Source organism: Aquimarina sp. BL5 (assembly GCF_003443675.1).
Taxonomy (GTDB): Bacteria; Bacteroidota; Bacteroidia; order Flavobacteriales; family Flavobacteriaceae; genus Aquimarina.
On the sequence record NZ_CP031963.1, the window covers coordinates 1,202,853 to 1,229,836 of the forward strand.

The window sequence follows — 26,984 nt, forward strand, 5'->3', positions numbered from 1 at the left end:
CGAATTACTCGAACTGTAAACTAATTACAGTTCTTTTTTCATTAAAAAAAAATTAATTGTATTACATAGGATTTGATTTAGGTAGTTCATCTATAAAAGTAGCATTGGTAGATGAAAAATCAGGTAAAAGTGTTTTGAGCCTTCATGAGCCAAAAAACGAAATGGATATTGCTTCACCACAAACGGATTGGGCAGAACAAAATCCAAATATTTGGTGGGATTATATTTGTAAAGCAACCAAAAGAATTATTAAAGAATCTCAAATTGATGCTTCAAAGATTATAGGAATTGGTATTTCTTACCAAATGCACGGGCTAGTTGTTGTTGATAAAGCAGGTAAACCTTTACGAAATTCAATTATTTGGTGTGATAGTAGAGCCATAGAAATTGGCAATAGAGCATTTGTAGATTTAGGTGAAGAAAAGTGTACAACAAACTTGTTAAATTCACCAGGAAATTTTACAGCATCAAAATTGAAATGGGTAAAAGATAATGAACCAGAAGTTTATAAAAACATCTATAAATATATGCTTCCTGGTGATTATATAGCATATAAACTTACTGGGGAAATGAAAACAACCAAAAATGGTCTATCGGAGGGTATCCTTTGGGATTATAAAGAAGATAAGGTTGCAGACTGGTTATTAGATTACTACGGAATTGATACTTCTTTAACTCCAGAAATTGTAGACAATTTTACTAACCAGGGAAATGTAAATTCAAAAGCAGCTAAAGAGACAGGCTTACCCGAAGGAACCCCTATTGTATACAGAGCGGGAGACCAACCAAACAATGCGCTTTCGCTGAATATTTTGAAACCAGGTGAAGTTGCTGTAACTGGCGGAACTTCTGGTGTAATTTATGCCGTTACAAATAGTTTAAAATCTAAAGAATCTCTGAGAATCAATAACTTTGCACATGTAAATTACTCTAATGAAAAGAAAAACTTAGGTAAACTATTAAATATAAATGGTGCAGGTATTCTATTTCGATGGCTTAAGAATAATCTTTCCGTAAATTCTTATGAAGAAATGAATCTAAAGGCCAATGAAGCACCAATAGGTTCTAATGGATTAATTGTTATTCCTTTTGGAAATGGAGCAGAAAGAATGTTTAATAATAAAACTATCGGTACTCATTTTTTAAACCTTAACTTAAATCATCATAATCATTCTCATTTATGTAGAGCGGCCCTAGAAGGGATTGCTTTTTCGTTTGTTTATGGCATGGAGATTTTAAAAAATGACAATGCAAAAGTAGATGTAATTAGAGCCGGAAATGACAATTTATTTCGTTCAGAAATATTTTCAAATACGGTAGCAACCTTAATTGGTCACGATATTGAAATTTATAATACAACAGGTGCCGTTGGCGCTGCAAGAGCAGTTGGTTTAAAAGATGGTGACCTAGAAAGTTTTGGAAAAAACATTACTAAAAATGATCACATAATGACATTTACACCTTTAAAAAATAGGGAGTCTTATAAAACGGCTTACATAAAATGGAATCAAGAACTAGAATCTATATTAAAGACAAAACAAATATAAAATGGCAGTTATAGGTAATACAGAATATTATAAAGGTATTGGAGACATAAAGTTTGAAGGAAAAGAATCAGACAATCCATTAGCATTTAAATACTACAATCCAGAGCAAGTTGTATCTGGAAAAACGATGCGAGAACATTTTAAATTCGCTATTTCGTATTGGCATACCTTCTGTGGTCAAGGAAGTGATCCGTTTGGACCGGGAACACAAAGTTTTGCTTGGGATAAATCTTCAGACGCAATTCAAGCTGCAAAGGATAAGGCTGATGCTGCTTTTGAATTTGTTAGTAAAATGGGGTTTGATTATTTTTGTTTTCACGATTATGATTTAATTCAAGAAGGTCAAACTTTAGCCGAATCAGAAGAACGATTAGCTACTATCATAGATTATTTAAAACAAAAACAAGCCGCTTCGGGTATTAAATTACTTTGGGGAACTGCAAATTGTTTTTCTAATCCGCGTTACATGAATGGCGCTTCAACAAATCCAGACTTTGATGTTGTAGCAAGGGCCGGTGCGCAGGTAAAATTAGCTTTAGACGCTACGATTGCGTTAGGAGGAGAAAATTACGTTTTTTGGGGCGGACGTGAAGGTTATATGTCTTTATTAAACACAGACATGGGAAGAGAGTTAGACCATATGGGACAATTTTTAACCATGGCTAGAGATTATGCTAGAGCGCAAGGATTTAAAGGGAATTTCTTTATAGAACCTAAACCTATGGAACCAATGAAACATCAATACGATTTTGATTGTGCTACGGCTATTGGTTTTTTACATAAATATGGTTTGGAAAACGATTTCAAAATGAATATTGAAGTTAACCATGCTACCTTAGCACAACATACATTTCAGCATGAAATAGAAGTTGCAGCTAATGCTGGCATGTTAGGTAGTATGGATGCCAACCGCGGTGATTACCAAAACGGATGGGATACAGACCAATTTCCTAACAACATTCAAGAAACTACAGAGGCCATGCTCGTATTTTTAAAAGCTGGTGGTTTACAAGGAGGTGGTATTAATTTTGATGCAAAAATCAGAAGAAACTCAACTGACTTAGAAGATGTTTTTCATGCCCATATCGGTGGTGCTGATACTTTTGCAAGAGCATTATTGATTGCTGACAAGATTATAACGTCTTCGCCTTACGAAAAATTAAGAACAGAACGTTATGCTTCTTTTGATTCTGGTAAAGGAAAAGATTTTGAAAATGGTAAATTAACTATGAAAGATTTATATAAAATCGCCCAAGAAAATGGCGAATTATCTTTAAAAAGTGGAAAACAGGAATTATTTGAAAACATTGTGAATCAGTATATTTAAAATAGCGTACCCCTACATAACAAAAAAACAGTTTGCGAGAGCAAACTGTTTTTTTTGTAACGTAACAATTATTATTAGCTAAAAACAAAATATGTACTAAGTACAATCAAACAAATAACAATTCCTGCTGGTTTTACATATTTCCAACTTTTAATATTTACCTGTTCTGTATATTTCTGCACATAATCCGTTTCTCTCGGCTTTAACTTACCAACGACTAACATAATTATTATTGTAAGTACAAAGGTTATAAATTGCATATGTAGCATATGCAGTGTAACGACACCTAAACCATCTGATAAAATAATATAAGTTACATAGGTTACAAAAGCGAAAACAATACCTGACTTTGCAGCAATGGCTGAAACTCTTTTCGTTAAAAAACCTACAACAACTACAGTTAGTATTGGAATACTATATGCTCCGTTTACTGTCTGTAAATACCCAAAAATACTATCCGCATAAATCATGAAAGGAGCTATAAACATTGCAAAAACTGCTAATATTACTCCGAATCGTTTTCCAACTTTTACCACTTGCTTTTCAGTAGCTTCTTTATTTATAAATTGCTTATAAATATCAACACCATACAATGTCACACAACTATTTAACGCAGAATTAAATGAACTTAAAATTGCACCAAAAAGTACTGCTGCAAAAAATCCGATCCAAGCTGTAGGTAATACATCTTTTACCAATTCTGGATATGCATCGGCAGAACTGGGCAGACTAGCGCCATACTTATGAAAGGCTATTATACCAGGCAATACAACAATTATCGGCCCAAATATTTTTGCTACAGCTGCTAACAATAAACCTTTTTGACCTTCAACTAAATTTTTTGCTCCTAATGCCCTTTGTATAATTTGCTGGTTGGTTCCCCAATAAAATAACTGCACGAGCATCATACCTGTAAAAATAGTAGCAAAAGGTATGCTAGAATCGTCTCCTCCAATAGCATCGAATTTTTCTGGATGCTCAGACATTAATAAATTTATTCCTCCTAGTATAGAATTATCATTACTTATAGCCATTAGACCGAAAACAGGAATCAATAATCCTCCAATGAGTAGCCCTACAGCATTAATAGTATCAGAAACCGCTACAGCTTTTAAACCTCCGAAAATAGCATAAATCGATCCTATAATACCAATAGCCCAGACACAAATCCAGATAGACTGCCAAGAAGTTACACCTAAAATTTCTGGTAAACCAAACATTCCACTAATAGCTTTAGAGCCTGTAAAAAGAACCATTGGTAATAAAACAACTGCATATCCGGTTAAAAACAAACCAGAAGTTAAGGCTTTTGTTCCTTTATCGAATCTACGCTCTAAATACGTTGGTATTGTAGAAATACCACCTTTTAAATATCTAGGTAACAGAAAAATTGCACATATTACCATTGCTATAGCGGCCAGGGTTTCCCAAGCCATTACTAAAATACCGTCACTATATGCATCTCCATTCAACCCTACAATTTGTTCTGTAGAAAGATTCGTTAGTAAAAGTGAACCCGCAATAACACCAGCCGTAAGACTCCTACCTCCTAAGAAATAACCTTCAGCTGAGTTTTCATTTGTTTTTCTAGTAGATAAATAAGCTATAACGGCTACCAATAAGGTGAAACCAACAAAAGAAATAATTCCTATCATGTTTATAATATGAGTTTAATTTAGGTCTAAAATTATCGGATAAATCTATAAAACCGTATAATTAATTGGTTAATATCTACCACTAATGGTGCAATTTTGATCTTTCCGACTTCAAAAATGTTCTGCAAAAAAAAAGAGATTTCAGCATAAATCACTGAAAAACAAAAAAGTATCTTTAATATGATCTTGCCAGTACTCCCATTCATGTGAACCTTCAAATTCTTGATAGTTATGATCTATTTTTGCTTCGGTAAGTTTATGATGTAAGGCTCTATTATGCTCTATTAATAAATCATTTATTCCACAATCAAATCGAATAGCTGGTAAACTTTCTTTATTTTGATTCATTATTGCAAAAACATCTTCATTCTCCTTTATATCTTGCTTATAATTGGCTTTGCTTTCTTCAACAAACAAATTGATTTGGTCGATATTGGTAATTGAAGAATGGCCAGAAATTCCTTTGTATTTATTTGCATATTTAGCTCCTAGTCTTAATGCGCCATAACCTCCCATTGACAATCCAGAAATAAATAAATTAGATTTAGAACTCGTACAAGCTATATTTTCAATTGTAGCTTCGATAACATCTTCTACAATCCATTTCTCAAAATTGAAACTATTATGTGGTAAATATGCTGACCCGTCTCCCCAGAGTCCATCTGAAGGCATGGCAATTACCATAGGTTGTATTGATCCTTCATTCATCATTTTCATTGCTGTAAAATGAACACCTGCTTTATGCGCCCAAATCCAAGCACTCCCATAAACACCATGTAGCAATGTGATTATTGGAATGTTTTTTAGGTTTTCACCAGAAGGGACAAACACACAAATATCTCCACGTCCTTTTAAATTTGACGTTTTTACAGTAATAAATCGAAGATTATTGCTTTCAAACTCTGGATTTGATATTTCAGTAGTTCTAAATTTTGACATAACAATTTTTCGATTTAATCAAAAACAATAACGCCTTTTGCATTTTTACCTGCTAACATATCATCAAAAGCTTGCTGCAATCCTTCAATTGGATATGTTTTCGTAATCATTTCATCTAGCATTAAATCACCTTTATCATATAAATCCACCAATTTAGGAAAATCAATTTGAGGTCTACACTTACCATATAATGGATTGATATATATTTTGTCCCATTCAAATAAATTCATATCTATGGTAATTTCTTCTTCAATACCGCTCACTTGCACGGCTGTACCTGCATTTCTAATCATAGCTAAAGGTGCTGCTCCTAAAGCTGGTACTGCGGTACACTCAAAAGCGTAGTCTGCCCCACGCCCATCTGTTAGATTTTTTACTTTTTCTGCTGCTTTTAGTAAGCCAACATCTTTTTTATCTGCTAAAATAATATGGGTTGCGCCAAACCGTTTTGCCATTTCCAGACGCTTCTCATTGATATCGATCGCAATAATTTTTGAAGCACCTGATACTTTAGCTCCTTGAATAACATTTAAACCTACTCCTCCAGTTCCTAAAACGACTGCGGAACTTCCTGCTATTAATTTAGCAGAATTCACTACTGACCCATAGCCTGTCATCACCCCACAACTAATAATACTTGCAGACTCCATCGGTATTTTGCTTTCGAACTTTACGCAGGCCGATTCTTTTACCAAAGTATATTCTGAAATAGTACCAATATTAAAAGAACGTTCTATAGGTTTGTCATTCCATTTTGTACCTTCTAAATGGGCATGCCCTGGGGTGTACCCATTTCCGCCAGCCGTAACCGGTGAATTATTTTCGCATATATGCTGATTACCTTCTTGACATTGAAAACATTTCATACAAGGCGTTGCCCAATTTAAAATAACCTTATCACCTACTTTAAATTCATTAATATTAATTCCAATATGTGTTACAATTCCTGCTCCTTCATGACCTATCACTATGGGTTTTCCCCAAGTAAGAGAATCATAATCTGTATGGCATAAACCAGCTGCTTTTATTTTAACGACTACCTCATCTTCTTTGGGGTTTGCAATTGTAACAGTTTCTATACTAAAAGTACCATCACCTTTCGCAATTGCGCATTTTGATTGTATCGACATATTCTGCGTTTTACTAATGTTATACTATTTTTATAAAAAACTTGTTGGTTTTATAGGAATCGATACATCTGCTAATTTTGATTTATCAATTTTTTGCTTGTTTTGAATAAAACGTGTGCCGAGCACATATGCTTTTGCATTATTTACTGCATCAACAGCCAATAATTTGTCATCTTTAAAATACCAAACAGACATACACTTTTCTTTATCAGGCTCTATGCGTTTAATTGTTTCTGTATAACCTTGCGACAATCCTACCATTTGTAATTTTACATCATACTGATCGGACCAAAACCAAGGAATTGTATCGTAAGTCGCCGCTTTCCCACAAACCGCAGCTGCGGCAACTTTTGCTTGATCTACAGCATTTTGAACAGACTCTAAACGTATAAACCTTCTATAACTAGGATTGAAATGGTAAGTACAATCTCCTATCGAATAAATATCATCATCACTTGTCTTTCCTGAAGCATCTACTTTAATCCCATTATCAATTTCTAAACCTGCTTGTTCTGCTAGTTCCGTGTTTACTTTTACACCAACTCCAATAATAAGTATATCCGCTTTAAAACTTGTATTATCGTCACAAATGACTTCACTACCAGCATGTAAACTATTAATAGATACTACATTTTTATTTACTAAAATTGAAACATTGTTTTGACTGTGTAATTCTGTAAAAAAAACTGACATCTCCGGTGCAGTTACTCGCGACAACACTCGTTCTTCTCGTTCTAAAACTGTGACTTCAGCTCCTATTTTTTTTAAGGATGCTGCAGTTTCCAAGCCAATGTAGCCTCCACCAATAATAACTACCCGTTTACGCAAAGAGTCTTTTATTGCATTTTTAATATCTATAGCATCTTGAGCATTTCTTATTGAGAATATATTTGTAGCATTTTCTATCCCTTTAATTGGTGGAATAAAAGCACGCGCTCCCGTTGCCAATATTAATTTGTCATATCGTTGTACTGAACCATCTGATAAAAAAATACTTTTAGTCTTACGATTGATATTAGTAACATTTTTACCTAAACTCAAGATGATATTATCTGTTTCGTAATTCTCTTTTGGAAATAATACATCGTGTTGAGTATCTTCTTGACTTGCTATTGTTAAATATTTTTTAGACAAAGGTGGCCTATGATATGGAAATTCTGGATCGCTATCAAACATCATAATTCTTCCTTCCCAACCTTGTCCACGTAAAGCGAAAGCAAAATTTACCCCAGCGTGACTTGCTCCAATCACCACACAAGTTAAATTTGATGTATTAGATGACATTAATTAGCTACTTTTAATACAATACCGTCGATAGCATCACTTACTTTAATTTGACATGACAAACGACTATATTCACTCACGTTTTCATCAAATTCTAACATATCCTTTTCTAATTCACTAGGTTCCCCTATTTTACTCCAATCTTCTGGTTGTACGTGCACGTGACATGTAGCACAAGAGCAAACACCGCCACAATTACCATCTATCCCTTTTATTTTATTTTGAACAGCAAGCTCCATGATATTCCCCGTAGTCGCCTCTACAGTTGTTTTTATATCATCACTTGTCACAAATGTTATTTTCGCCATTTTTATTGATTTTTTATTTTGAATTAAAATTAACTTTTAAGCTATCAAACCCCACTTTACGCTTAAACTCCCCTAAGTTCTCAATGTTTTCTTTACTATCTAGTAAGTCTATTGATTGCACTTTTCCTATTAATGTATGAATTAAAACTTTCATTATTTGGCGAGCATGTGTCGCCCCTAAGCAATTATGAACACCAAATCCGAATGCCACATGTGGATTTATTTTTCTGTCCAAAACAACTGTATTTGCATTTTCAAAAACTGACTCATCACGATTTGCTGAAGCCCAATTTAACGAAATTCTAGTGTCGGCTTTCACTGCATGTTCACAAACCTGGGCGTCTTCTGTTACGACCCGACCCATTTGGGTTAATGGTGAGAAATAACGAATCAATTCTTCTATAGCGAAGTTAATTGATGCTGGATCACTACGTAATTTTTCTAACGCTTTAGGATGTTCTGAAAAATAAGCGATAGAATTTGAAACTATATTAATTACAGTATCTCTTCCTCCTGCAAAAGTTAAAATAATAACTCCTTTAATTTCTTCTTTGGTAAGCTTTCTACCGTTTACTTCGGATTCCAACAATTTTGAATAGAAATCTTCTCCAGGTTTTTTTATACTATTTTCAATTTGAACATCAATATATTTGTATAATACATTCGCTTTATCTGCATCCAATGCCGTTTCTTCACTTCTAAAAACATGGGTGCCCCAAGAAATCCATGTTTCCGACTCCGAAAAAGGCACATTAAATAACAGTGTCAATGCTCTGGACTGTAATACTAACGCAAATTCTCGAATTACTTCTACAGTATCTTTCTTTAGAGATTCTTCAACTATAGTTGTTATTATTTTTTTTAGCTCTATCTGATAATTTTCTTCTAAAGGGCGCTTAAACCAGGCTTCTACAAGTGTTCTGTAATCGCCATGCATTGGTGGATCTACCTCAAACGGAATTTGACGAATATCCCTAATATTAACCTCTGAAGGAATTACAATCCGCCCAGGTTCAGCACCAGACTGAAACATTTTCCAATTATGTGCGCATCTACGAACATCTTTATGACGCAATGCCATCACAACGTGATCATCTTGATCATCCATTTCTCCAATACCTTTTTCTAATCTGGCTTTTTCAAAAGGATCTAAAAATTCGCTTTTTTTCATTACTGTATCTTATAAAAACCTTATTTACTTCACTAACATTTTTAAACATTCTGCTAATAATTCTGCAGTAAAATTTCCTTCAGATTACCCATTTTTTCAATTTCTCATTCATAATTTAATGGATAGTAAGAATTATATAATCTGTTTCTCCGTGTCTTCATTCGCATATTCTTCAACAGCAACAGTCCAACTAATTTCATAATCTTGTCCTACCTCAAGAACTTGCAATCCTATCTCATTGTTAAGACTATCTGCAATACCTGTCAAAGGTTCAATCGCTATGAAATTTGGTGTTTCTGGCGTATACAATTGCAAAAAATTCCGAGTTGATGTTGTACTTATCGTTAATCCATATTCAGGTGTTATAAATTCAACCACGTTATCCGTTAACATGTAACAATCATCTAACTTATTGTCCATAATTCGTAATGCTGCGTTTTGTACATAGTCTTCAACACCAGAAGGAATTAGTTGACTGTCAACTTTAAGTTTTTTGTAACTGTTAAAATTCACATGACTATTATAAAGGTTTTCACTTTTAAAATAAGGATGCCAACCTATAGTAAAAGGGAATGAATCTGAACCCGTATTTTTTACTTTTACCGTTAAAATTAATGCGTTCTTTTTTAATCTATATGTTATAAATAATTCATATTTGAATGGGAAACCAATAGATGTGCCTTCATTTATATAGTGTAATGTTACCGAACCAAAATCTAAGGTTAATTCAGAGCTTTTTAACTCCATTTTTTTATTATACACTAAACCATGAAGGGCATTATTTCTACCATTATCGTTACAGTTTAATTGGTAGGTTTTATTATTATAATTGTAGGTTCCATTTTTTACTCTATTTACAAACGGAAACAAAATAGAAGATGCATATGTATCTTCATAAGTTAGCGGATTCATAGCTATCACTTGGGTATTATTCAGTTTGAGATTTAGTAAGCTTGCACCTTGATCTAAACTTATTTTTGCTCTTGACTGAGCCTTATTATCAAAAAGTTCTATGAACTCTAACCCTTCTTCTTTATGAATTATTTGTTTGTACAATTTATAACGATTTTCTAATGATCAAACTATTTGGATTTTCTACTTGATTATACTCGCCCGCAAGTATCATTTCTGCCAAACGCTTACCCATTAAATTAAAATCTGTAGATATGGTCGTAATACCACCTTCTAAAATTTCCTTCAATAACGTCTCGTTGTATGAAATTATACCTACTTCTTCTCCTAGTATTAATTGTTGCCCTTTTATTTTCTTTATAGTTCTTATTAAATTTTTATCATCAAGCAGAATATAAAGGTCTCCTTTTTTTAAAACTCTATCTTTAATTGAAGTAATAATGTTATATTCAAAACCTTGATTTTCACAGAACATTTTAAATCCTGAAAGAATACCCATAGGTTGTATTTCTGGTGAAAATGACAGAATAATTTTCTTATATTTTTCTATAAGCGTTATTGCTTTTAAAAGGCCGCTGTAAATATCTTTTTCAAAGTTTTGATGTACTGACGGATACATATTTAACTCTGTATGCATCTGGTCCAAAATAAAAACTTTATCAGCCGGTAACTGTCTAAGTATTTCCTGTGAATTTTTTAGGTTAGCAGGCATAATTACATAATGACTATAGTCTCCAACATTATCATTAATGAGCTTACTAAACATTTCTTTATTAAAATGATGAAAAAAAATATCTACTTGAACATTAGTACCTAGAGTATGTAAAAAAGAATTATACAAATCTTCTTTAAAAGCATTTAATTCATCAAACAACAAAAACACTCTTTGCTTAACATTAATATCTTCACTAATCACATAATAACCTTTACCAACTTTGGATTCTATAATACCTCTTATCTTTAATTCACTAAATGCCATCAAAACTGTATCTCTAGAGAGTGAGTGCTGATTTTTAATACTATTTAAAGATGGTAATTTATCCCCCTTTTTTAAAGCACCATTAACTATAGCCTGCTCAATAGCCATAACTATTTGCCTATACTTTGGTACACTGGACTCATTGATGTTTTGTACTATATCCATTAAACAAATATAGAATAATATTTTAATTCAACAACTAGTAGGTACTGGTAGGTTTTTGATTTATATTTATTACCTTCGTTAAATACTATATAAGACTCGAATGAAAGATAAAGTGGATGTCCCTTTTCTATACGTATCAATGGATCTTGTTAAAAAAAAGTCAGTATGGGTTACTAAAAAAGAGCAATATCAAATGATCAACTCTGCCTGCGAATGGCATAAAACTCAAGAAACAAAAAAGTGTAAGTCATTTCATTATAATACATTTATAACTTCTTATTTATAAAACGTATATGAAATTTAACTGTTTTAGATATTTAATTTTTGCAAGTTTAGGTTGCCTCATTTTTTTAAGTTGTAAAGAAGAACCCAAAAATACACCTAAAGTTAAAATTGAAGTTGCAACCCCGACAGGCATGGTCTGGGTTAAAAATAAAACATTTTTACTAGGTGCAAAGAATGATGACAAATATGCCATGAATAGAGAAAAACCATCACATTTAGTAACTGTTGATGGTTTCTTTATAGACATCACAGAAGTAACTAACAAACAATTCAAGGCTTTTGTAGAAGCAACTAACTACATCACTGTTGCCGAAAGAGCAATTAACTGGGAAGATATGCAAAAAGAACTGCCGCCGGGTACTCCTAAACCTCCTGACTCTATCTTACAACCAGGAAGTTTACTATTTAATAAAAACGTGGATGCTGTAGTTAATATGCAAAACTACGCACAATGGTGGACCTGGAAAATTGGCGCAAACTGGAAACATCCCCAAGGTCCTAATTCTTCCATAGATGGACAAGATAATTACCCTGTAGTGCACGTTGCTTATGAAGATGCTCTAGCCTATTGCAAATGGGCAAACAGAAGACTACCTACAGAAGCTGAATGGGAAGCTGCTGCACAAGGAACACATAGTGACGCTATTTTTACTTGGGGAAACGATGCAGAACTACTAAACCAAAAAGCAAATACATGGCAAGGAATTTTTCCTACAGAAAACGAACCTATTGATGGCTACGAATACATAGCTCCTGTCAAATCTTTTGAGCCTAACACTATTGGATTATATGATATGTCTGGAAACGTATGGGAAATAACAAATGATTTATTCAACATTAATCATTATCAAAAATTGGATAAAAATAAGACCTTAATAAACCCAAAAGGTGCCAGTAGGTCATTCAACCCCGATAATCCTTATGTCCAAGAGCATGTGATTAAAGGAGGATCTTTTCTTTGCCATGCTTCTTACTGTGCAAGTTTTAGGATTTCATCTAAAATGGGGTTTAGTCCAGATTCTGGTTCAGACCACGTCGGATTTAGAACAGTTGCTACAAAAGAGATGTTGTCTTCAAAAAGATAACAGCATCAGATTAACCATCTCTTGAGTAATTTTCGATTTATTTATTAAGTATTATATTCAGCATAAAATCAAATACGCTTGAAAACTCTTTATTATTTCATAATACCATTAATTATTCTTAGCAGTTGTAATCAAAAAAGCGCAACTAGCATTTCTATGCATACTAATGACCTTATCAAAGAAACTAGTCCGTACCTCTTACAACATGCTCACAATCCGGTAAACTGGAAAGCTTGGAATGACGAATCCTTAGCATTGGCTGAAGCTGAAAATAAACTAGTTATAGTTTCTATTGGTTATTCGGCTTGTCATTGGTGCCATGTTATGGAAAAAGAAAGTTTTGAAAACGATTCTGTAGCCAAACTAATGAATTCAGAATTTGTAAACATAAAAGTAGATCGAGAGGAACGTCCAGATATAGATCAAGTCTATATGACCGCCATACAACTAATGACCGGAAGTGGCGGATGGCCTTTAAACTGTATCACTTTACCAGACGGACGACCCGTTTTTGGAGGCACTTATTTTACCAAAGACGAATGGCTTAAAGTCTTAAAAGAACTATCGGAGCTGTATAAAACAAATCCAGAAAAAGTTATTGCTTATGCCGAAAAATTGACTGAAGGTGTTAAAAACTCAGAATTAATTTCGGTTAACAGAGAAGAACCTAATTTTACATCAATCGCATTAGATACAACTATTAAAAGTTTTAAAAAACAGTTAGATTATAAAAACGGCGGAACCATGGGCGCCCCAAAATTTCCAATGCCTTCAAGTTTACATTTTCTTCTAAGACAAAGTATTCAAAATAAAGACGAAGATTTAAAATCTTATGTAAACAAAACTTTGACAAAATTAGCTAGTGGTGGGATTTACGACCAAATTGGCGGTGGATTTTCTCGATATTCTGTAGATGAAAAATGGCATATTCCACATTTTGAAAAAATGCTTTACGATAATGCACAGTTAGTTAGTTTATATTCTGATGCGTACTTAGTCTCAAAAAATGAAACCTATAAAACAATTGTCGAAGAAACCTTAAAATTTATCGAAAGAGAACTAACCCATACCAATGGAGCATTTTATTCCTCTTTGGATGCTGATAGCAAAAATGAAGAAGATGAATTAGAGGAAGGTATCTTTTACTGTTGGACAAAAGACGAATTAAAAACACTCTTAAATGAAGATTTTAATCTCTTTAAGGACTACTATAACATTAACAGCTTTGGGAAATGGGAAAACAACCAATACGTTCTGATAAAAAACAAATCTGATGTAGAATTTATGGCATTGCATAATTTAACAGAAGATCTTCTTCATTCTAAAATTTTAGAATGGAAAAATATTCTAATCGAAGAACGAGCAAAAAGAGAACCACCAAGAACAGATGATAAAACACTTACCTCTTGGAATGCACTCATGCTTCAAGCTTATATCGATGCTTATCGTGTTTTTGGAAATAAAAATTATTTAGAAAAAGCATTAAAAAATGCAACATTCATTAAGCAAAAACAATTAAGATCTGATGGCGGGTTGTACCATAATTTTAAAAATAACAAAAGTACTATTGAAGGTTTTTCTGAAGATTACGCAGCAGTAATAAAGACTTACATATCACTCTACGAAGTTACATTAGATGAAAATTGGTTAGCAATTGCTAATGACTTAATGACATATACCATTACTCATTTCTTAGATAAAGAGAGTGGAATGTTTTATTTTACATCAGATGTTAACAAAAATCTCATTACCAGAAAATTCGAAATCATCGATAACGTTATTCCATCATCAAATTCAATGTTAGCAAATAGTCTTTTTAAATTAAGCCATTATTACTACAATACATCTTATGAGAAAATGGCAAGACAAATGCTGAATAATGTAAAGTACGATTTAGAAACATCACCTTCAGGATATTCTAACTGGCTTAATTTATACTTAAATTATGCTAGTCCTTATTACGAGATAGCCATTTCTGGAAATAATGCACTCGAAAAATTAAAAGAACTAAACACTTATTACTTACCTAATATTTTAATTGCTGGTGCTTCAAAACAAAGTGATTTACCATTACTAGAAAACAGATATAATTCAGATAACACCTATATTTATGTCTGTGTAAATGGCTCTTGTAAGCTCCCAAGAATCGATGTAGAAAAGGCAGTCAAAGAACTTTAATATACACTACTTAGATATAAATCAGGTTCTAAAACATATTCTTTTATAACAGCACACTACGCGAAGAAGAAACAGACCCTTTGCTATCTATTGAAAACAAAGGGTTTTTCTTGGTCGGGATGACAGGATTTGAACCTGCGACCACACGGCCCCCAGCCGTGTACGCTAACCGGACTGCGCCACATCCCGAATTTGGAAAACAAATATAAAAATACTTTTATTAAACTGAAGGATTATTATGCTGTTCTAAAATCTTAATCATCTTAAATGATTTCAACAAATGAAACAGTCCTGGAAGAATTACTGCACCACCAATAATTAACGATATGCCCAAAACATTGATCACACTATCCGGTGCTATATTATCCAACAAACTAACACTATGTGTATCCGTAATTATAATGTTCGGGAAATGAGATACAAAGGCTGCAAGTAAGATCAAAAATACCTGTAACCCCGCAAAAAGTCTACTTAATACTCTCCTACCCCTTTTTATAGTAATCCAAAGAGGAATCAATATCAATCCCGAAATTACCATAGCTCCAATAGCATAAGGATCCATAATAAATCCTTTTACAAAAGTAGACTCATTGGCATATCCATAGATAAACGTAATCAAGCCCATTACAAAAACTACAATAGTCGCAATGGTAGCTTTTCTAACATAAATATTTTCTTTTCCCGATTCGGATTCACCAATAAGTAATACCGAAGACAAAAAAGCACAAAGAGCCGCAAAAAATAACCCAACTAGTATACTGAAAATGTTACACCAAGGTCGTACAAAAGCTTCATAAAAAGTCAAGGTACTTACATCTTCTGTAAGTCTAATTTCTCCACTAATAAGTCCTCCGAAAACCATTCCTAAAAATATAGGTGTAATCAGACTTGATACTTTAAACATGGCATCATATAATTTCTGAGAATTATCAATCACTGCATCATAGTGTCTAAAAACAAAAGCTACACCTCTAAGTGTTACTCCGAGTAAAATTATGGTTAATGGAATGTGAAGATTCACTACCAATATATTATAATATGCAGGGAAAGCTATCCATAAAATTACAATCAGAATAATAATCCAGATATGATTTGCCTCCCATACTGGTCCCATAACTCTATAAATCGTTTTTTTCGTGATTTTCTGATTCTCTTCTGACGAAAACAACTCTACAATACCAGCGCCGTAATCAGCTCCACCTAAAACAACGTATAAATACAAAGAAAATATCAAAAAGAATAAAACAACGTATAGCATAAACTAATTATTTTTGGCATTAAGAACTTTGATCTGGCGAATCATCAACCAAGTTACTGCAATAGAAAGTGTAACATATACTACTACATACGTATAAAAACTAAATACAATTCCAGGCATTGGTGTTACGGCATCCTTAGTCCGCATTATTTTATGAATGATCCAGGGTTGTCTTCCAACTTCTGTTACAATCCATCCTGCTTCTAAAGCTATAAACCCGAGTGGCGCTAATAGTACAAAAAGTAACCAATATTTATTATTCGTAAACCATTTCTTCCTTTTTAAAGAAATGAAATATACTAGTCCTGCTAGCATTAATATTCCTCCAATACCTACCATCGTCTGAAAAGCATAATGAACAATAGGTACATTAGGTCTTTCATCTTCAGGAAAATCATTTAATCCTTTTACCTCAGCATCAAAATCACCAAATGCTAAAAACGATAACATTCCAGGAATAGCAAGCTTATATTTTACTTCTTGAGTTTCTGGATTTACGATACCTCCTATATACAAAGGAGCTCCTTTTTCCGTATTATAATGCGCTTCCATAGCAGCAAGTTTTACAGGTTGTCGTTCTGCTATATCCTTTGCAGAAATATCACCACTAATAGGTTGCAGAATCGCTGCAATAGCTCCAAAAGTAATTGCAATCTTAAATGCCTTGGTATGGAGTTTTACTCTTCGTCCCTTAAATACCTGATATGCATGAATTCCTGCTACTGCAAATCCTGTAGCAGTAAAGGCCGCTAAAGTCATATGTAATGCTTGTGTAAACCAAGCTGGATTTAGCATAGCTTGTACCGGATCAATATTAAGAAACTGTCCATCGATATAATCAAAACCACTTGGAGAATTCATCCAGCCATTCGCAGCCACCACCAAAATCCCTGAAGCTACTCCTGATAATCCAATAATCACTCCTGTAAACCAATGAAACTTTTCCGGTAGTTTATTCCAACCGTACAGATAGAATCCCAATGCAATTGCTTCCACAAAAAATGCTGCTCCTTCTAGTGAAAACGGCATTCCTATAATAGGTCCTGCGTGTTTCATGAATTCTGGCCACAACAATCCTAATTCAAACGACAAAGCTGTACCGGAAACAGCACCTGTTACAAAAAAGATAGCTACTCCTTTTTGCCAAGCTTTGGTTAGCGTTAAATAGGTTTGATCTTTAGTCTTTAGCCATTTATAATGTGATACTACCATAAAAAAAGGCATCACCATACCAATGCAAGCAAAAACAATGTGAAATATAAGGGTGAATGCCATCTGGAGTCTTGCCGCATCAAGGTTTTCCATAGAAAATATTTAGAGAAAGAAAATTATTTTAATTACCCTATAAAGATACAACCCAAAGACCGTTTTAAGAAGAAAAAAGATGTGTCTTTTCTATTATTATAGGGCTTTTGAAAAAATAGTTTTGAACAAATCAAAAACAAATAATTAATACCATAAATATTCGTTATTACATATCTAAAAGTCGTATCAATGATCCGATTTTAAAAATATTAACATGTTAAGTTTTATTAAATGTCTGATAAGTTCATAAAACTTACCCCTCGAATCTTTACCTTAGCAAAGAGACCTGTTTATTATATTCATATAGGCTGAAATGGATAGAAAACTATATAGAAAAATACTAGTACTTGTATCTTTTTGGAGCACTTTTCTCTGCTTCGGACAAGAATCAGCAATTACAAAACTCGACAATGCAATTGACTCTTTGAATACCAATCCAAATTATTCTTACACTGTTTTATTAAAAATTTCTAAGAGTAAAAATTATCAAGATTCTATAAAAGCAAAAGCAAAGCTATTTTTAGGTAGCTATTTTAATTCTATTGGTGTTGTAGACTCATCTATGCATTATACCAGGGCTTCCTTAATTCATCTCAGAAATAAAAAACATTTAGCGCAAGCATACAGATTATTGGGTTCTAGTTTTAGAAGGAGCGGTCAAATGGATAATGCGATAGAACGATTGTACTTAAGTCTCTCTATTTCTGAAGAAATAAATTACCTAGATATGGTAAGTAAGGTTAAGTCTGATTTAGGATTGCTATATGCCAATAAAAAGGAGTATGATAAAGCCATACGGTTTTTACAGGAAAGTATTGATGCTGCCGAAAATGAACAAGCGATCTACGGTAATTATGTTAACATTGGTGCGATATATTATTTTCGCAAAGATTTTGAAAATGCTGAAAAATATTTTCTCAAAGCTTTTGAAATGATGCCTCCAGAAAAAGATCCGAAAGTTTCTGCTACGATAGCTCTTAATTTAGGGTCTGTTCTTTATGAAAACAAGAAGTACGAACAAGCAATCGATTATTACGAAAAAAGTAAACAGATTGCTGATGAACACGGTTTTGTAGATAAAAGTCTGAATGCAATTATTCATAAAGCAGTTGTTATTGGACTTTTAGGTGATCATTCTGAAGCTATCCAAATGCTTACGAAAGCAATTACAAAAGCTAAAGAAATTTCTAATCTAGAAATACAAAAAAATATTTATGATAATCTAGTGATTGTTTATAACGATGCTAATGACCACAAATCTGCAAATGAAGCACTGATTCAATATCATATTTTTAAGGATTCTCTAAATAACAGAAAACAAAAAAAGGAAATTACCGAACTTGAAGTCAAACATGAAACCGCTACAAAAGAAAAAGAGATTTTATTATTAAAAGAAGACCAACTTGTAAAAGAAGCCGAAATTAAAAGGCAACGTCTACTAAAGCGATTTTATATTATTGGTTTTATTGTAGTACTCATACCAATTATTGGTTTACTACTAGTGTATTATCAAAAACTACAAGTAAAGACTAAATATAACGCTCAAAAAGAAGAAATTAATAGACAGAAAACAACATCTTTTCTTAAAGAGCAAGAGTTAAAACTTGCAAACACTTATGTTATTGCTCAAAATGAGGAACGAAATAGAATTGCTAGAGAATTGCATGATAGTATTGGCGGAAATATTGCAGCAATAAAACTACAGATGATTGATATAAAAAAGGGCGAAGAGTATCAAGAAGCAATAATTAATCAATTAGATAACACGTATCAACAAGTACGTGAAATATCTCATAACCTTATCCCCAAAAAAATAAGTCAGACAGCTTTTGCTAATTATATAAGTGAATATATTGACACTATAGAAAAAGTTACAGACCCGGACATTACATTTATACCACATCCAATAGAAAAAATTAATATTATTGATGATAATCAGAAAGTTGAAATTTTTAGAATCATTCAAGAATTAATGACAAATGCTTTAAAGCACGCTAAAGCAAAAGTAATCGAGATATGCCTTAATGCCTATAATGACTCTATTGAAATTATTTTTGAAGATGACGGTATTGGTTTTGATGTTAAAAAAGAAATGAATGGTATCGGGTTACAAAATATCAAAAAACGATTAACGTTATTAAAAGCAAAAATAGATATTGATTCTGCAATTAACCGAGGAACAGCTATACGAATTGAAATACCTACTGTACTAAATGACAAAAAAATATAAATATAAATTAGTGGTTGCTGATGACCACAAAATGTTTTTAGATGGGCTATTGAGTATCTTATCACACGAATCAGATTATGAAATTGTGTATACAGCAAGTAATGGTCTTGATCTTAAAAAATATTTGGACATCAATACATCTGATCAAATTGATTTAGCAATACTAGACATCAATATGCCCAAAATGGACGGAGTTGCCCTTAATCAACATATTAAAGAGCATCATCCATCAATAAAAACGCTAATAGTTAGCATGTTATCAGAGTCTCAAAAAATTTATGAATTAACTCAGGCACAAGTAAATGGATATATTCCAAAAAATGCAAAAAAAGAAGAGCTTCTGCAAGCTATAGAAACTATCTTAAATGGTTCCAATTACTTTTCTGATAGTATAAAAGAAGCATACACAAAAAGCATCTTCGAACAGAAACAGAATAATGAAGTAAATTTAAGTAATCGAGAAAAAGAAATACTTCAATTAATTGCCAAAGAATATACTACACAAGAGATAGCTGATAAGCTTTTTTTAAGTAAATATACTATAGAGGGGTATCGTACTAGCCTGATTTCTAAGCTCAATGTAAAAAATGTAGTTGGTTTGGCCAAACACGCAATTAAATTGGGATTAGTCGATTAGACTTTAGTAAATACTAACCTGACTACATCCTTACGATCATTAATCAATGAGCTATAATTTAGCTATTGGCAAGTTACATTCTCATCTAATAGTATTTCGGTACCTGTATTGGCTAAGTCACAAATTGCGTTGGGTATAGTAATCAAATTATTTTCTGTTAGATCTAAGGTTTTAAGGTTGATTAAATTACTTAACTCACTAGGGATTTCTTCAATCGCATTCGTTTGTAACAATAAATATTCTAGTAGAAATAAATCACCAATAACTTCATTAATTTCTATTAAATTATTTCCAGATAACTGAAGTCGTTTAAGATTTGTTAATTTAGTTATTTCTGAGGGAATGTTAGTTATACCGGAATTGTAGATATCTAATCTAGTAAGTGTTGTAATATCAAGAACAATATCAGGAATAGCTCCTAGAGGATTTGAAGATATCCCTAATGCTGTTAATTGGGATAAATCTGTTATGCTCTCGGGAACTTCTGATAATTCTATATTATTAAGGAATAATGAATTTAGTTTAGAAAGTTCAAACAATTCTAAAGGTAGTGTTTTTAAAGAATTATTGGACAAGCTTAAATACCTAAGCTCCGTAAGTTTATTAATATCAGAAGGCACCTCTGTTAATAGGTTTGTATATACCCTTAGGTCTGTTAACTTAGTTAAGCTAAAAAACTCTTGTGGTATTATATCTATCTGGTTCCCTCCTAGATTAAGTGTTCTTAAATTATTGGACAAGTCCTGGATCTGTCTTGGAATTTCGGTAATCATATTACCTTCTAACGATAACGTCTTTAAATAAAATAAATCACAAATCTCTGGAGGTAAAACTGTTAATCCTTTTTCCTCTAGTTCTAATTCGATTACTTTATCATCTACAAGAATCACCCCTTCCCATGTAGAAATATCTTCACTTGCTATATTCCAACCTAAAAGATTATCTGGATTTTGATTAAAAATTGTTAATAATATTTCTAGTTCTGTACTTGCTACTACGCGTACTCTTACAGTATAATTCGAAACTGTACCATCCTCTGCCATAATACTGTATATTATTGGCGTAGAAAAATCAAAAGAAACATCTACATCCTGTACAATGGATGCTGATTCTGAAATTTTAATACTGGGTTTCAAGGCTCTAACGGGGGTTCCATAGGGTAATACAACAGACACTACTTTATCTTCTTGATTTATGTTAGCAGTAACGTCGATCTCCAATTCTCCATTTTCTTGGGTAAGAAAAGCAAATTCTAATATCTGATTTTCAGAATTTAATAGTGTAACATCAGATCCATCTATTTCTTTAGAACAAGAAAACATGATCAAACTGCATACCACAAGAAGCAGGTTTTTATAGGTTAATAAGCCCTTCATTAGTTTTGGTTTTTAAGAGTTTTATTATTTGTGTGTAATATCTCTTTACCAAAAGTAGAAAATAAGACCAGCGTATACATCCATGATTTCCATGGAAAACAAACCCTGAAAACCACTGGATTTTCATTAATCTAATACTCAAAAAGTTAAAATCAAACTCTATCAAATATCATATCAGTTTAATTTCGAACCAAATTTTGAATTAATTATTTAATCTTTTTAGAATATATCTGGGAATTTGAGTTTTTTGTTCTCTAATATTCATTGACTCTATATATTTAACATAAGACTTCCTTGCGTCCTCTTCATTTCTTAAGCTCCAATACGCATCTCCCATATTCAAATAAGATTGGGGGTTTTGATAGTTTTGTAAAACAATTTTTGATAAAAAAACTGTTTCTGAGTAAAGTTCTCTCTTTTTTAGATTGTTTTCAATTGTGTTATAACTTATTAAATTCTTTTTTGACACCGGGATTTCACGAGTAATAATGGTTAATAGTTTTTCATTTCCAATAATATCAAAATATGATTTTTCTTCTAACTTCTCTACAAGTGGTTTTAATGCTAGCTCATTTACTGTCTGTAAATTATCTTCAAAATAAATCGGCTTCAATCCTAATGAAGCTAACTTATGTATTTCATAGTTATGTATTGATGTATTTTTTAGAACCTTAGTACCCTCGATGCTTAAAGAATTTCTATTACTCCCATAAAAAACTACGTTTTTTATATAAAAATTATCATCGTCTTCCTCCCCAATAAAATGATTAAATAAAATATACTCATTACCAAAACTAAAAGTATAGTTTATATTAAATCCACCACTAGAGCATTCAAGATCAATATCTGGTAAGGAATCATAACCAAAGGTGCTTGTGTTGATTTCTATATTTTTTTTGACTATAATTTCATTTTTTCTTTTAATAATCAGTTTCAAAATTAATTTATCTCCTATAATTTCTTTCTGAATTAAAATTGTTGATAACCTATTAGTTTCGCAGGATAAAGTATCTTCATTACTTTTCAAAACTGAGTTAGAAGTGGTTTCATAACTATTAGTGCTAGCACAATTAAAAAATGAACTAACTAACAAAATCAAAACAATCACAAAGGGCTTATAAACATTATTCATAGTAATCATTACCTATTTCTCATTTTGTTAAATCTTTCAGCCATATCTGTACCTCTTCTTGTTACTCCATAATCTTCTAAGATTTCAGTTTCATAAGTCTGATGATTCTCTCCCCAGTTTAATGGATTTTCGGACACATTAGGATTTCTTGCAAAAAAATTATTCAAGGAATCCCCAAGGTCATTTCTAACATATGCAGGTCTATTTATATGATGATCTAAAGCGGTCGCTCTTCCTAATCGTGATATTAAAAAATCACCTAACGTATGAGAATAACCTCTAGGTACAATTGGCAAAACTCTATCTCTTAATCTTGAGATAAAATCTTCTATTTGTTTTACTTGAAAATCATTATCATTTACTGCGTTAACTATAGGTTCTAGTGGCTTACATTTTATTCTGGAACCAAAAGTAGAGGCATCAAAGCCCTCCCTTATTTTACGCTTTAAATCGCTACCTGTAATTTTTTGAGCGTTAGGATCATCCGGATCTTTATAGAACATAGTATTATTCTCCACTGTCCAACCACAACTCTCAAAAAGACAAGCATATTTCTCAGCGTTAGAATTTTTAAATTCTGCTACTTGAATAGGGAACTCTCCTTGCCCAGTAGGGTTAATTGTTTTTTGCATTGCTCCAGCAGTAACTATCTCACTATCATAAGATTGAACCGAATCAAGATTACCTTCGTTTGGAGACATGATTATGAATATATCTTTTTCCATACTGGTAACTATCCCTTTTGAAATTATTTCGTTCCATTTAGCGTAATCTTTTAATTTGTAACTACCGTTATATATTGGTCCATATACTTTAACCGTTCTACCATATCTTGTACATCTAAACTGCCCATCATATTTTTTCCCGCAATTACAAACCTTAAGCTTAAAATATGAATCGTTATTTTCATTTAAGAACTCCTCATCATAATCCTGCTTATCACCACTTACTTTTACTTTTAACCATAAAAAATCTACTATTGGAGGTAATTCTGGCTTTTGATTAGAGGGTAGAGGATAATCCGCAGGATCTGTAGATGTTTCTGTTCCATTCTGTGGTACTTCTGATCCAAAAGTTAATGGAACGGATGGAATTATTTGTTGCATTTCTTCTGGAGAAGGCGGTGGGAGACTAATAGGTTCTTTAGGTGTGAATTTTTCTTTCCATTCACTGTAGACCGTATCTGGATCTTCTACTTTGGGGCGAAATTTAATTTTTACAACAGCTTCTCCTCTATCGTTAAAGGTTGCATTTAATTGTGTTTTATTTACAGTTTGATTCGGCTCTTCTGCATTTAACGAATCATACTGAATAACTGTAAGTGGAATTTCATCCTCCATTAATAAAAATGGGCTCCTTTCAAAAATTTCTATGGTTGCTTCTTTATCTTTTAAAGCAAACCCTTTTACAAAAATATAAGCATCTCCTCCTAAATTACCCGTATTAATTTTTCGATAAAATGGTTTTTCAACAGTTCTAAAAACATCAAATTCAACTATGTTGTTTGGTTTATTATAGATTCTATGCTCTAAATTTCTTTTTATAGATTCGACACTGGTGTAATGTCCATCCGGTAGCAGAGAATCTCGTTCAAGCACAAACAATATTTCTTCTGCTACAGTGTTTTTAGTTTTATTCCTAAATGTGGGATTGATTTCACCTTGATCCAAGTTCCCATCTTGATTAACAAGATTAATTGGATTTTTTATAGCGTATTGATCTGTTCCAACAGGAACATTTAATTCTCCTATTTTTTTTTCTGCAAAATATGCATCCAACAAACCTTCTTCTGCTTCATTAGTAGCAAAGGTAATTTGATTGGTTTCTTCTTGCCATCGAACTTGATCCCATATTCTTTTTAAACGAGCTTCACCTTGTTGTTTTGCTGCATTAATTGCTCCTTGATTATGTCCACTCATATTCGTAATTTTTATCACAGATAGCTATAATAATTTCTTAATCTTAGATGTGATTCATTTTAATCAACCAATACAATTTACAGATTTTAATTCTAGGCGATTTTCATCAACTTTAAATCTGTAAAGAGTCGTTGATTCTATTTCTTGGTCATTTGCCTTAACAGGTACTACAAGAAGTTTATTTTCCATTCTTACTGGACCATAACTTCTTAGCACCTCCATTAAATCTTCTGTAAACACTTTTTTATTTAGTATTTTATTCTTTAACAAATAGATATCTCCTCTTTCATACAAATGCGCTAATTCTAGTTTATAAAAAATACAATCTCCAAAAATCGTATCGGATAAATAACGATTGTTTAGAGACTCATTATCTATGTTGGTATAATCTTCATATAAAGTTCTCATCAGTTTTTTAATATTAACTGAATCTGAAGCTGTCTTTTTCCAAGGACTAATTTTTGTATCAAGCTTCTCAGTATTTATAGAAGATATAGCATTGTCTTTATTACTTCCACAGGAAGTAATAAGTAAGTGAACCAAAAGTATAAGTAACATACGATTACTGAATTGGACCCGCTTCTTCTGAAGGAGCTTCACTACGATATTGATAAAATATTTCATTTCTTTCATCATATATATATTCTTTAGGTAATACATACCCTAAAAGTTTAAAATTACCTTTAAAATAATCAGAACCTGATTTAATAAAAACATAAGTCTCTACTTGTACTCTATGGGTTTGATTACCTCCTAAAAGTTTAAACGTTAATCTATCTCCTGATTTTACATAATCTATAACAAAAGCTGCGTGGCCTGAGTGGCCATTTCGTATTTGCATAATTAGAACACTTCCGTATGGGGGCTTCTTATCAGGTGATATTCTAACTCCTCCTTTATATCTGGACGGGTTAAACCAATTTATTGCAAGCGCGGGATTATGAGTATGTCCATCCAAAGGAATAGTAGAAAAATTTGTCCTCTTTACCCTATTCGTTTCAATGAATACCCAATTAGTAAAACTAGAACACCAAGCTTGATTAATAGGATCTAAGGCTTGCCCCGCACCATTTAAGAAAAACTCAGCTACTCTATTAAAACCACCAGTAGTTCTATCTCCCTCATAAACACCTAATTCTCCCCAAGCGATCTCCATCCAAGGTGCTATTTCGTTTTGTAATATAAAGTAATTCCCCGTATTCAAAAATGACTTTTCATACTGTTCATTGTTACCAGCACTGCTCACTTTTAACCATAAAAAATCTAATATTGGTACATAAACATCTTCTTGTCCATTACCCATAGATAATGTGTAGCCACCATTTTGGGGTAAAGATAAATCAGAGGAAGATCTTTCCGGGTCTAACTGAAATTCATCTAAACCTGGTTCAGTGTATGGTTCGGTATTATTAGTAGAAGATAATGCAAAATCATTCACTTCGACTTTTGGCGGCTGAAACTTTTCTTTCCAATTTTGATAAACCGTATCTGGGTCTTCAACTTTAGGGCGTATTCTAATTTTTACCACAGCTTCTCCATTATCATTGAAGATCGCTTTTAATTCTGTTTTATTAACTTCGGTATTAGGATCTTCGGCTTCTAGGGAGTCATATTGAATCACTGTAAGAGGTGTTTCGCTTTCCATCAGTAAATAAGGACTCTTCTCAAAAATTTCTATCGTTGCTTCTTTACCTTTTAACGCAAATCCTTTTACTACGATATAAACATTTCCTCCTAATGTTCCTTTGTTTACTTCTTCATAAAAAACCTCTGTTATCGTTGGCGTTTGATTTGGTATCGTTAATTGAGCACCAACTCTGATATTGTAATTTGGTCTTGGGCCTACTTCACTTGGATTGGCTCCGGCTATATCTTCTACACTTACTCCAGAATAATTTCCAGCTATCTTGGTAAGATTATCTCCACTAACTACAGTATATATTTCAGATTCAGTTTCTAAAGAATCATCTACAGGAACTTCTCTTTCTTTTCTCTCCGCAAAATAAGCATCCAACAGTCCTTCTTCGGGCTCATTCGTCGTAAACGTAATTTGATTGGTTTCTTCATCCCAACGTACTTGATCCCATATCCGTTTTAAACGAGCTTCGCCTTTTTGTCGTGCTGCATTAATTGCCTCTTGATTATGTCCACTCATAATTTCT

General features: G+C 32.6%; 21 protein-coding genes and 1 tRNA gene. 6 read left to right on the top strand and 16 right to left on the bottom strand.

Annotated features, from left to right (window positions below; translation table 11 throughout):
* Positions 1–56: 56 nt before the first annotated feature.
* Entirely contained in the window at positions 57–1,547 is a 1,491-nt protein-coding gene (locus D1818_RS05230; RefSeq protein ID WP_118456736.1) for a xylulokinase, read from the top strand.
* Position 1,548: 1 nt separating this feature from the next.
* Positions 1,549–2,874, top strand: a complete 1,326-nt coding sequence (gene xylA / locus D1818_RS05235; RefSeq protein ID WP_118456737.1) for a xylose isomerase — start codon at positions 1,549–1,551, stop codon at positions 2,872–2,874.
* A gap of 74 nt (positions 2,875–2,948) precedes the next feature.
* Here xylA and D1818_RS05240 read toward each other — a convergent pair whose 3' ends face one another.
* The 8 genes from D1818_RS05240 to D1818_RS05275 all read right to left on the bottom strand — a co-directional run bounded on the left by D1818_RS05240 (position 2,949) and on the right by D1818_RS05275 (position 11,417).
* Positions 2,949–4,529 (bottom strand): solute:sodium symporter family transporter, encoded by a 1,581-nt coding sequence (locus tag D1818_RS05240; RefSeq protein WP_162897262.1) that lies wholly within the window; start codon positions 4,527–4,529, stop codon positions 2,949–2,951.
* Between the two features lie 141 nt (positions 4,530–4,670).
* Positions 4,671–5,468 (bottom strand): alpha/beta hydrolase family protein, encoded by a 798-nt coding sequence (locus D1818_RS05245; protein WP_118456738.1) that lies wholly within the window; start codon positions 5,466–5,468, stop codon positions 4,671–4,673.
* A gap of 14 nt (positions 5,469–5,482) precedes the next feature.
* A complete protein-coding gene (locus D1818_RS05250) occupies positions 5,483–6,598 on the bottom strand; it encodes a Zn-dependent alcohol dehydrogenase (protein WP_118456739.1) in 1,116 nt (371 codons plus the stop codon).
* 30 nt (positions 6,599–6,628) lie between these two features.
* Positions 6,629–7,882 carry an NAD(P)/FAD-dependent oxidoreductase gene (locus tag D1818_RS05255; protein ID WP_118456740.1) on the bottom strand — a complete coding sequence of 418 codons (1,254 nt, stop codon included), beginning with the start codon at positions 7,880–7,882 and terminating at the stop codon, positions 6,629–6,631.
* Positions 7,882–8,190 carry a 2Fe-2S iron-sulfur cluster-binding protein gene (locus tag D1818_RS05260; RefSeq protein ID WP_118456741.1) on the bottom strand — a complete coding sequence of 103 codons (309 nt, stop codon included), beginning with the start codon at positions 8,188–8,190 and terminating at the stop codon, positions 7,882–7,884. The genes D1818_RS05255 and D1818_RS05260 overlap by 1 nt, the downstream gene beginning before the upstream one ends.
* Positions 8,191–8,203: 13 nt before the next feature.
* Positions 8,204–9,361, bottom strand: a complete 1,158-nt coding sequence (locus D1818_RS05265) for a cytochrome P450 (RefSeq protein ID WP_118456742.1) — start codon at positions 9,359–9,361, stop codon at positions 8,204–8,206.
* Between the two features lie 132 nt (positions 9,362–9,493).
* Complete coding sequence (locus tag D1818_RS05270) at positions 9,494–10,417, bottom strand: aldose 1-epimerase (protein ID WP_118456743.1); 924 nt, start codon at positions 10,415–10,417, stop codon at positions 9,494–9,496.
* A gap of 1 nt (position 10,418) precedes the next feature.
* Positions 10,419–11,417 (bottom strand): GntR family transcriptional regulator, encoded by a 999-nt coding sequence (locus D1818_RS05275; protein ID WP_118456744.1) that lies wholly within the window; start codon positions 11,415–11,417, stop codon positions 10,419–10,421.
* Between the two features lie 293 nt (positions 11,418–11,710).
* On the opposite strand from D1818_RS05275, the gene D1818_RS05285 reads away from it, so the two are divergent.
* On the top strand, positions 11,711–12,787 hold the full coding sequence (locus D1818_RS05285; RefSeq protein ID WP_118456746.1) for a formylglycine-generating enzyme family protein: 1,077 nt from the start codon (positions 11,711–11,713) through the stop codon (positions 12,785–12,787).
* 78 nt (positions 12,788–12,865) lie between these two features.
* Positions 12,866–14,965 carry a thioredoxin domain-containing protein gene (locus tag D1818_RS05290; RefSeq protein ID WP_370449387.1) on the top strand — a complete coding sequence of 700 codons (2,100 nt, stop codon included), beginning with the start codon at positions 12,866–12,868 and terminating at the stop codon, positions 14,963–14,965.
* Between the two features lie 111 nt (positions 14,966–15,076).
* Here D1818_RS05290 and D1818_RS05295 read toward each other — a convergent pair.
* From D1818_RS05295 to D1818_RS05305, 3 genes are all read right to left on the bottom strand, one after another.
* Positions 15,077–15,154 (bottom strand) — tRNA-Pro (locus D1818_RS05295).
* Between the two features lie 31 nt (positions 15,155–15,185).
* A complete protein-coding gene (locus tag D1818_RS05300; RefSeq protein ID WP_118456748.1) occupies positions 15,186–16,223 on the bottom strand; it encodes a cytochrome d ubiquinol oxidase subunit II in 1,038 nt (345 codons plus the stop codon).
* A gap of 3 nt (positions 16,224–16,226) precedes the next feature.
* A complete protein-coding gene (locus D1818_RS05305; RefSeq protein ID WP_118456749.1) occupies positions 16,227–17,528 on the bottom strand; it encodes a cytochrome ubiquinol oxidase subunit I in 1,302 nt (433 codons plus the stop codon).
* A 313-nt stretch (positions 17,529–17,841) separates the two neighbouring features.
* On the opposite strand from D1818_RS05305, the gene D1818_RS05310 reads away from it, so the two are divergent.
* Both D1818_RS05310 and D1818_RS05315 read left to right on the top strand, forming a co-directional pair.
* Positions 17,842–19,758 (top strand): tetratricopeptide repeat protein, encoded by a 1,917-nt coding sequence (locus D1818_RS05310; protein WP_118456750.1) that lies wholly within the window; start codon positions 17,842–17,844, stop codon positions 19,756–19,758.
* Entirely contained in the window at positions 19,742–20,395 is a 654-nt protein-coding gene (locus tag D1818_RS05315; RefSeq protein WP_118456751.1) for a response regulator transcription factor, read from the top strand. Before D1818_RS05310 ends, D1818_RS05315 begins: the two co-directional genes overlap by 17 nt.
* Positions 20,396–20,457: 62 nt before the next feature.
* Here D1818_RS05315 and D1818_RS05320 read toward each other — a convergent pair whose 3' ends face one another.
* From D1818_RS05320 to D1818_RS05340, 5 genes are all read right to left on the bottom strand, one after another.
* A complete protein-coding gene (locus D1818_RS05320) occupies positions 20,458–21,771 on the bottom strand; it encodes a leucine-rich repeat domain-containing protein (protein WP_118456752.1) in 1,314 nt (437 codons plus the stop codon).
* 202 nt (positions 21,772–21,973) lie between these two features.
* A complete protein-coding gene (locus D1818_RS05325) occupies positions 21,974–22,912 on the bottom strand; it encodes a hypothetical protein (RefSeq protein WP_118456753.1) in 939 nt (312 codons plus the stop codon).
* Positions 22,912–24,822, bottom strand: a complete 1,911-nt coding sequence (locus D1818_RS05330; protein ID WP_118456754.1) for a hypothetical protein — start codon at positions 24,820–24,822, stop codon at positions 22,912–22,914. The genes D1818_RS05325 and D1818_RS05330 overlap by 1 nt, the downstream gene beginning before the upstream one ends.
* Before the next feature lie 63 nt (positions 24,823–24,885).
* On the bottom strand, positions 24,886–25,380 hold the full coding sequence (locus D1818_RS05335; protein ID WP_118456755.1) for a hypothetical protein: 495 nt from the start codon (positions 25,378–25,380) through the stop codon (positions 24,886–24,888).
* Between the two features lie 4 nt (positions 25,381–25,384).
* Positions 25,385–26,977: a LysM peptidoglycan-binding domain-containing protein gene (locus tag D1818_RS05340; RefSeq protein WP_118456756.1), complete on the bottom strand. Its 1,593-nt coding sequence runs from the start codon at positions 26,975–26,977 to the stop codon at positions 25,385–25,387.
* Between the last annotated feature and the right edge of the window lie 7 nt (positions 26,978–26,984).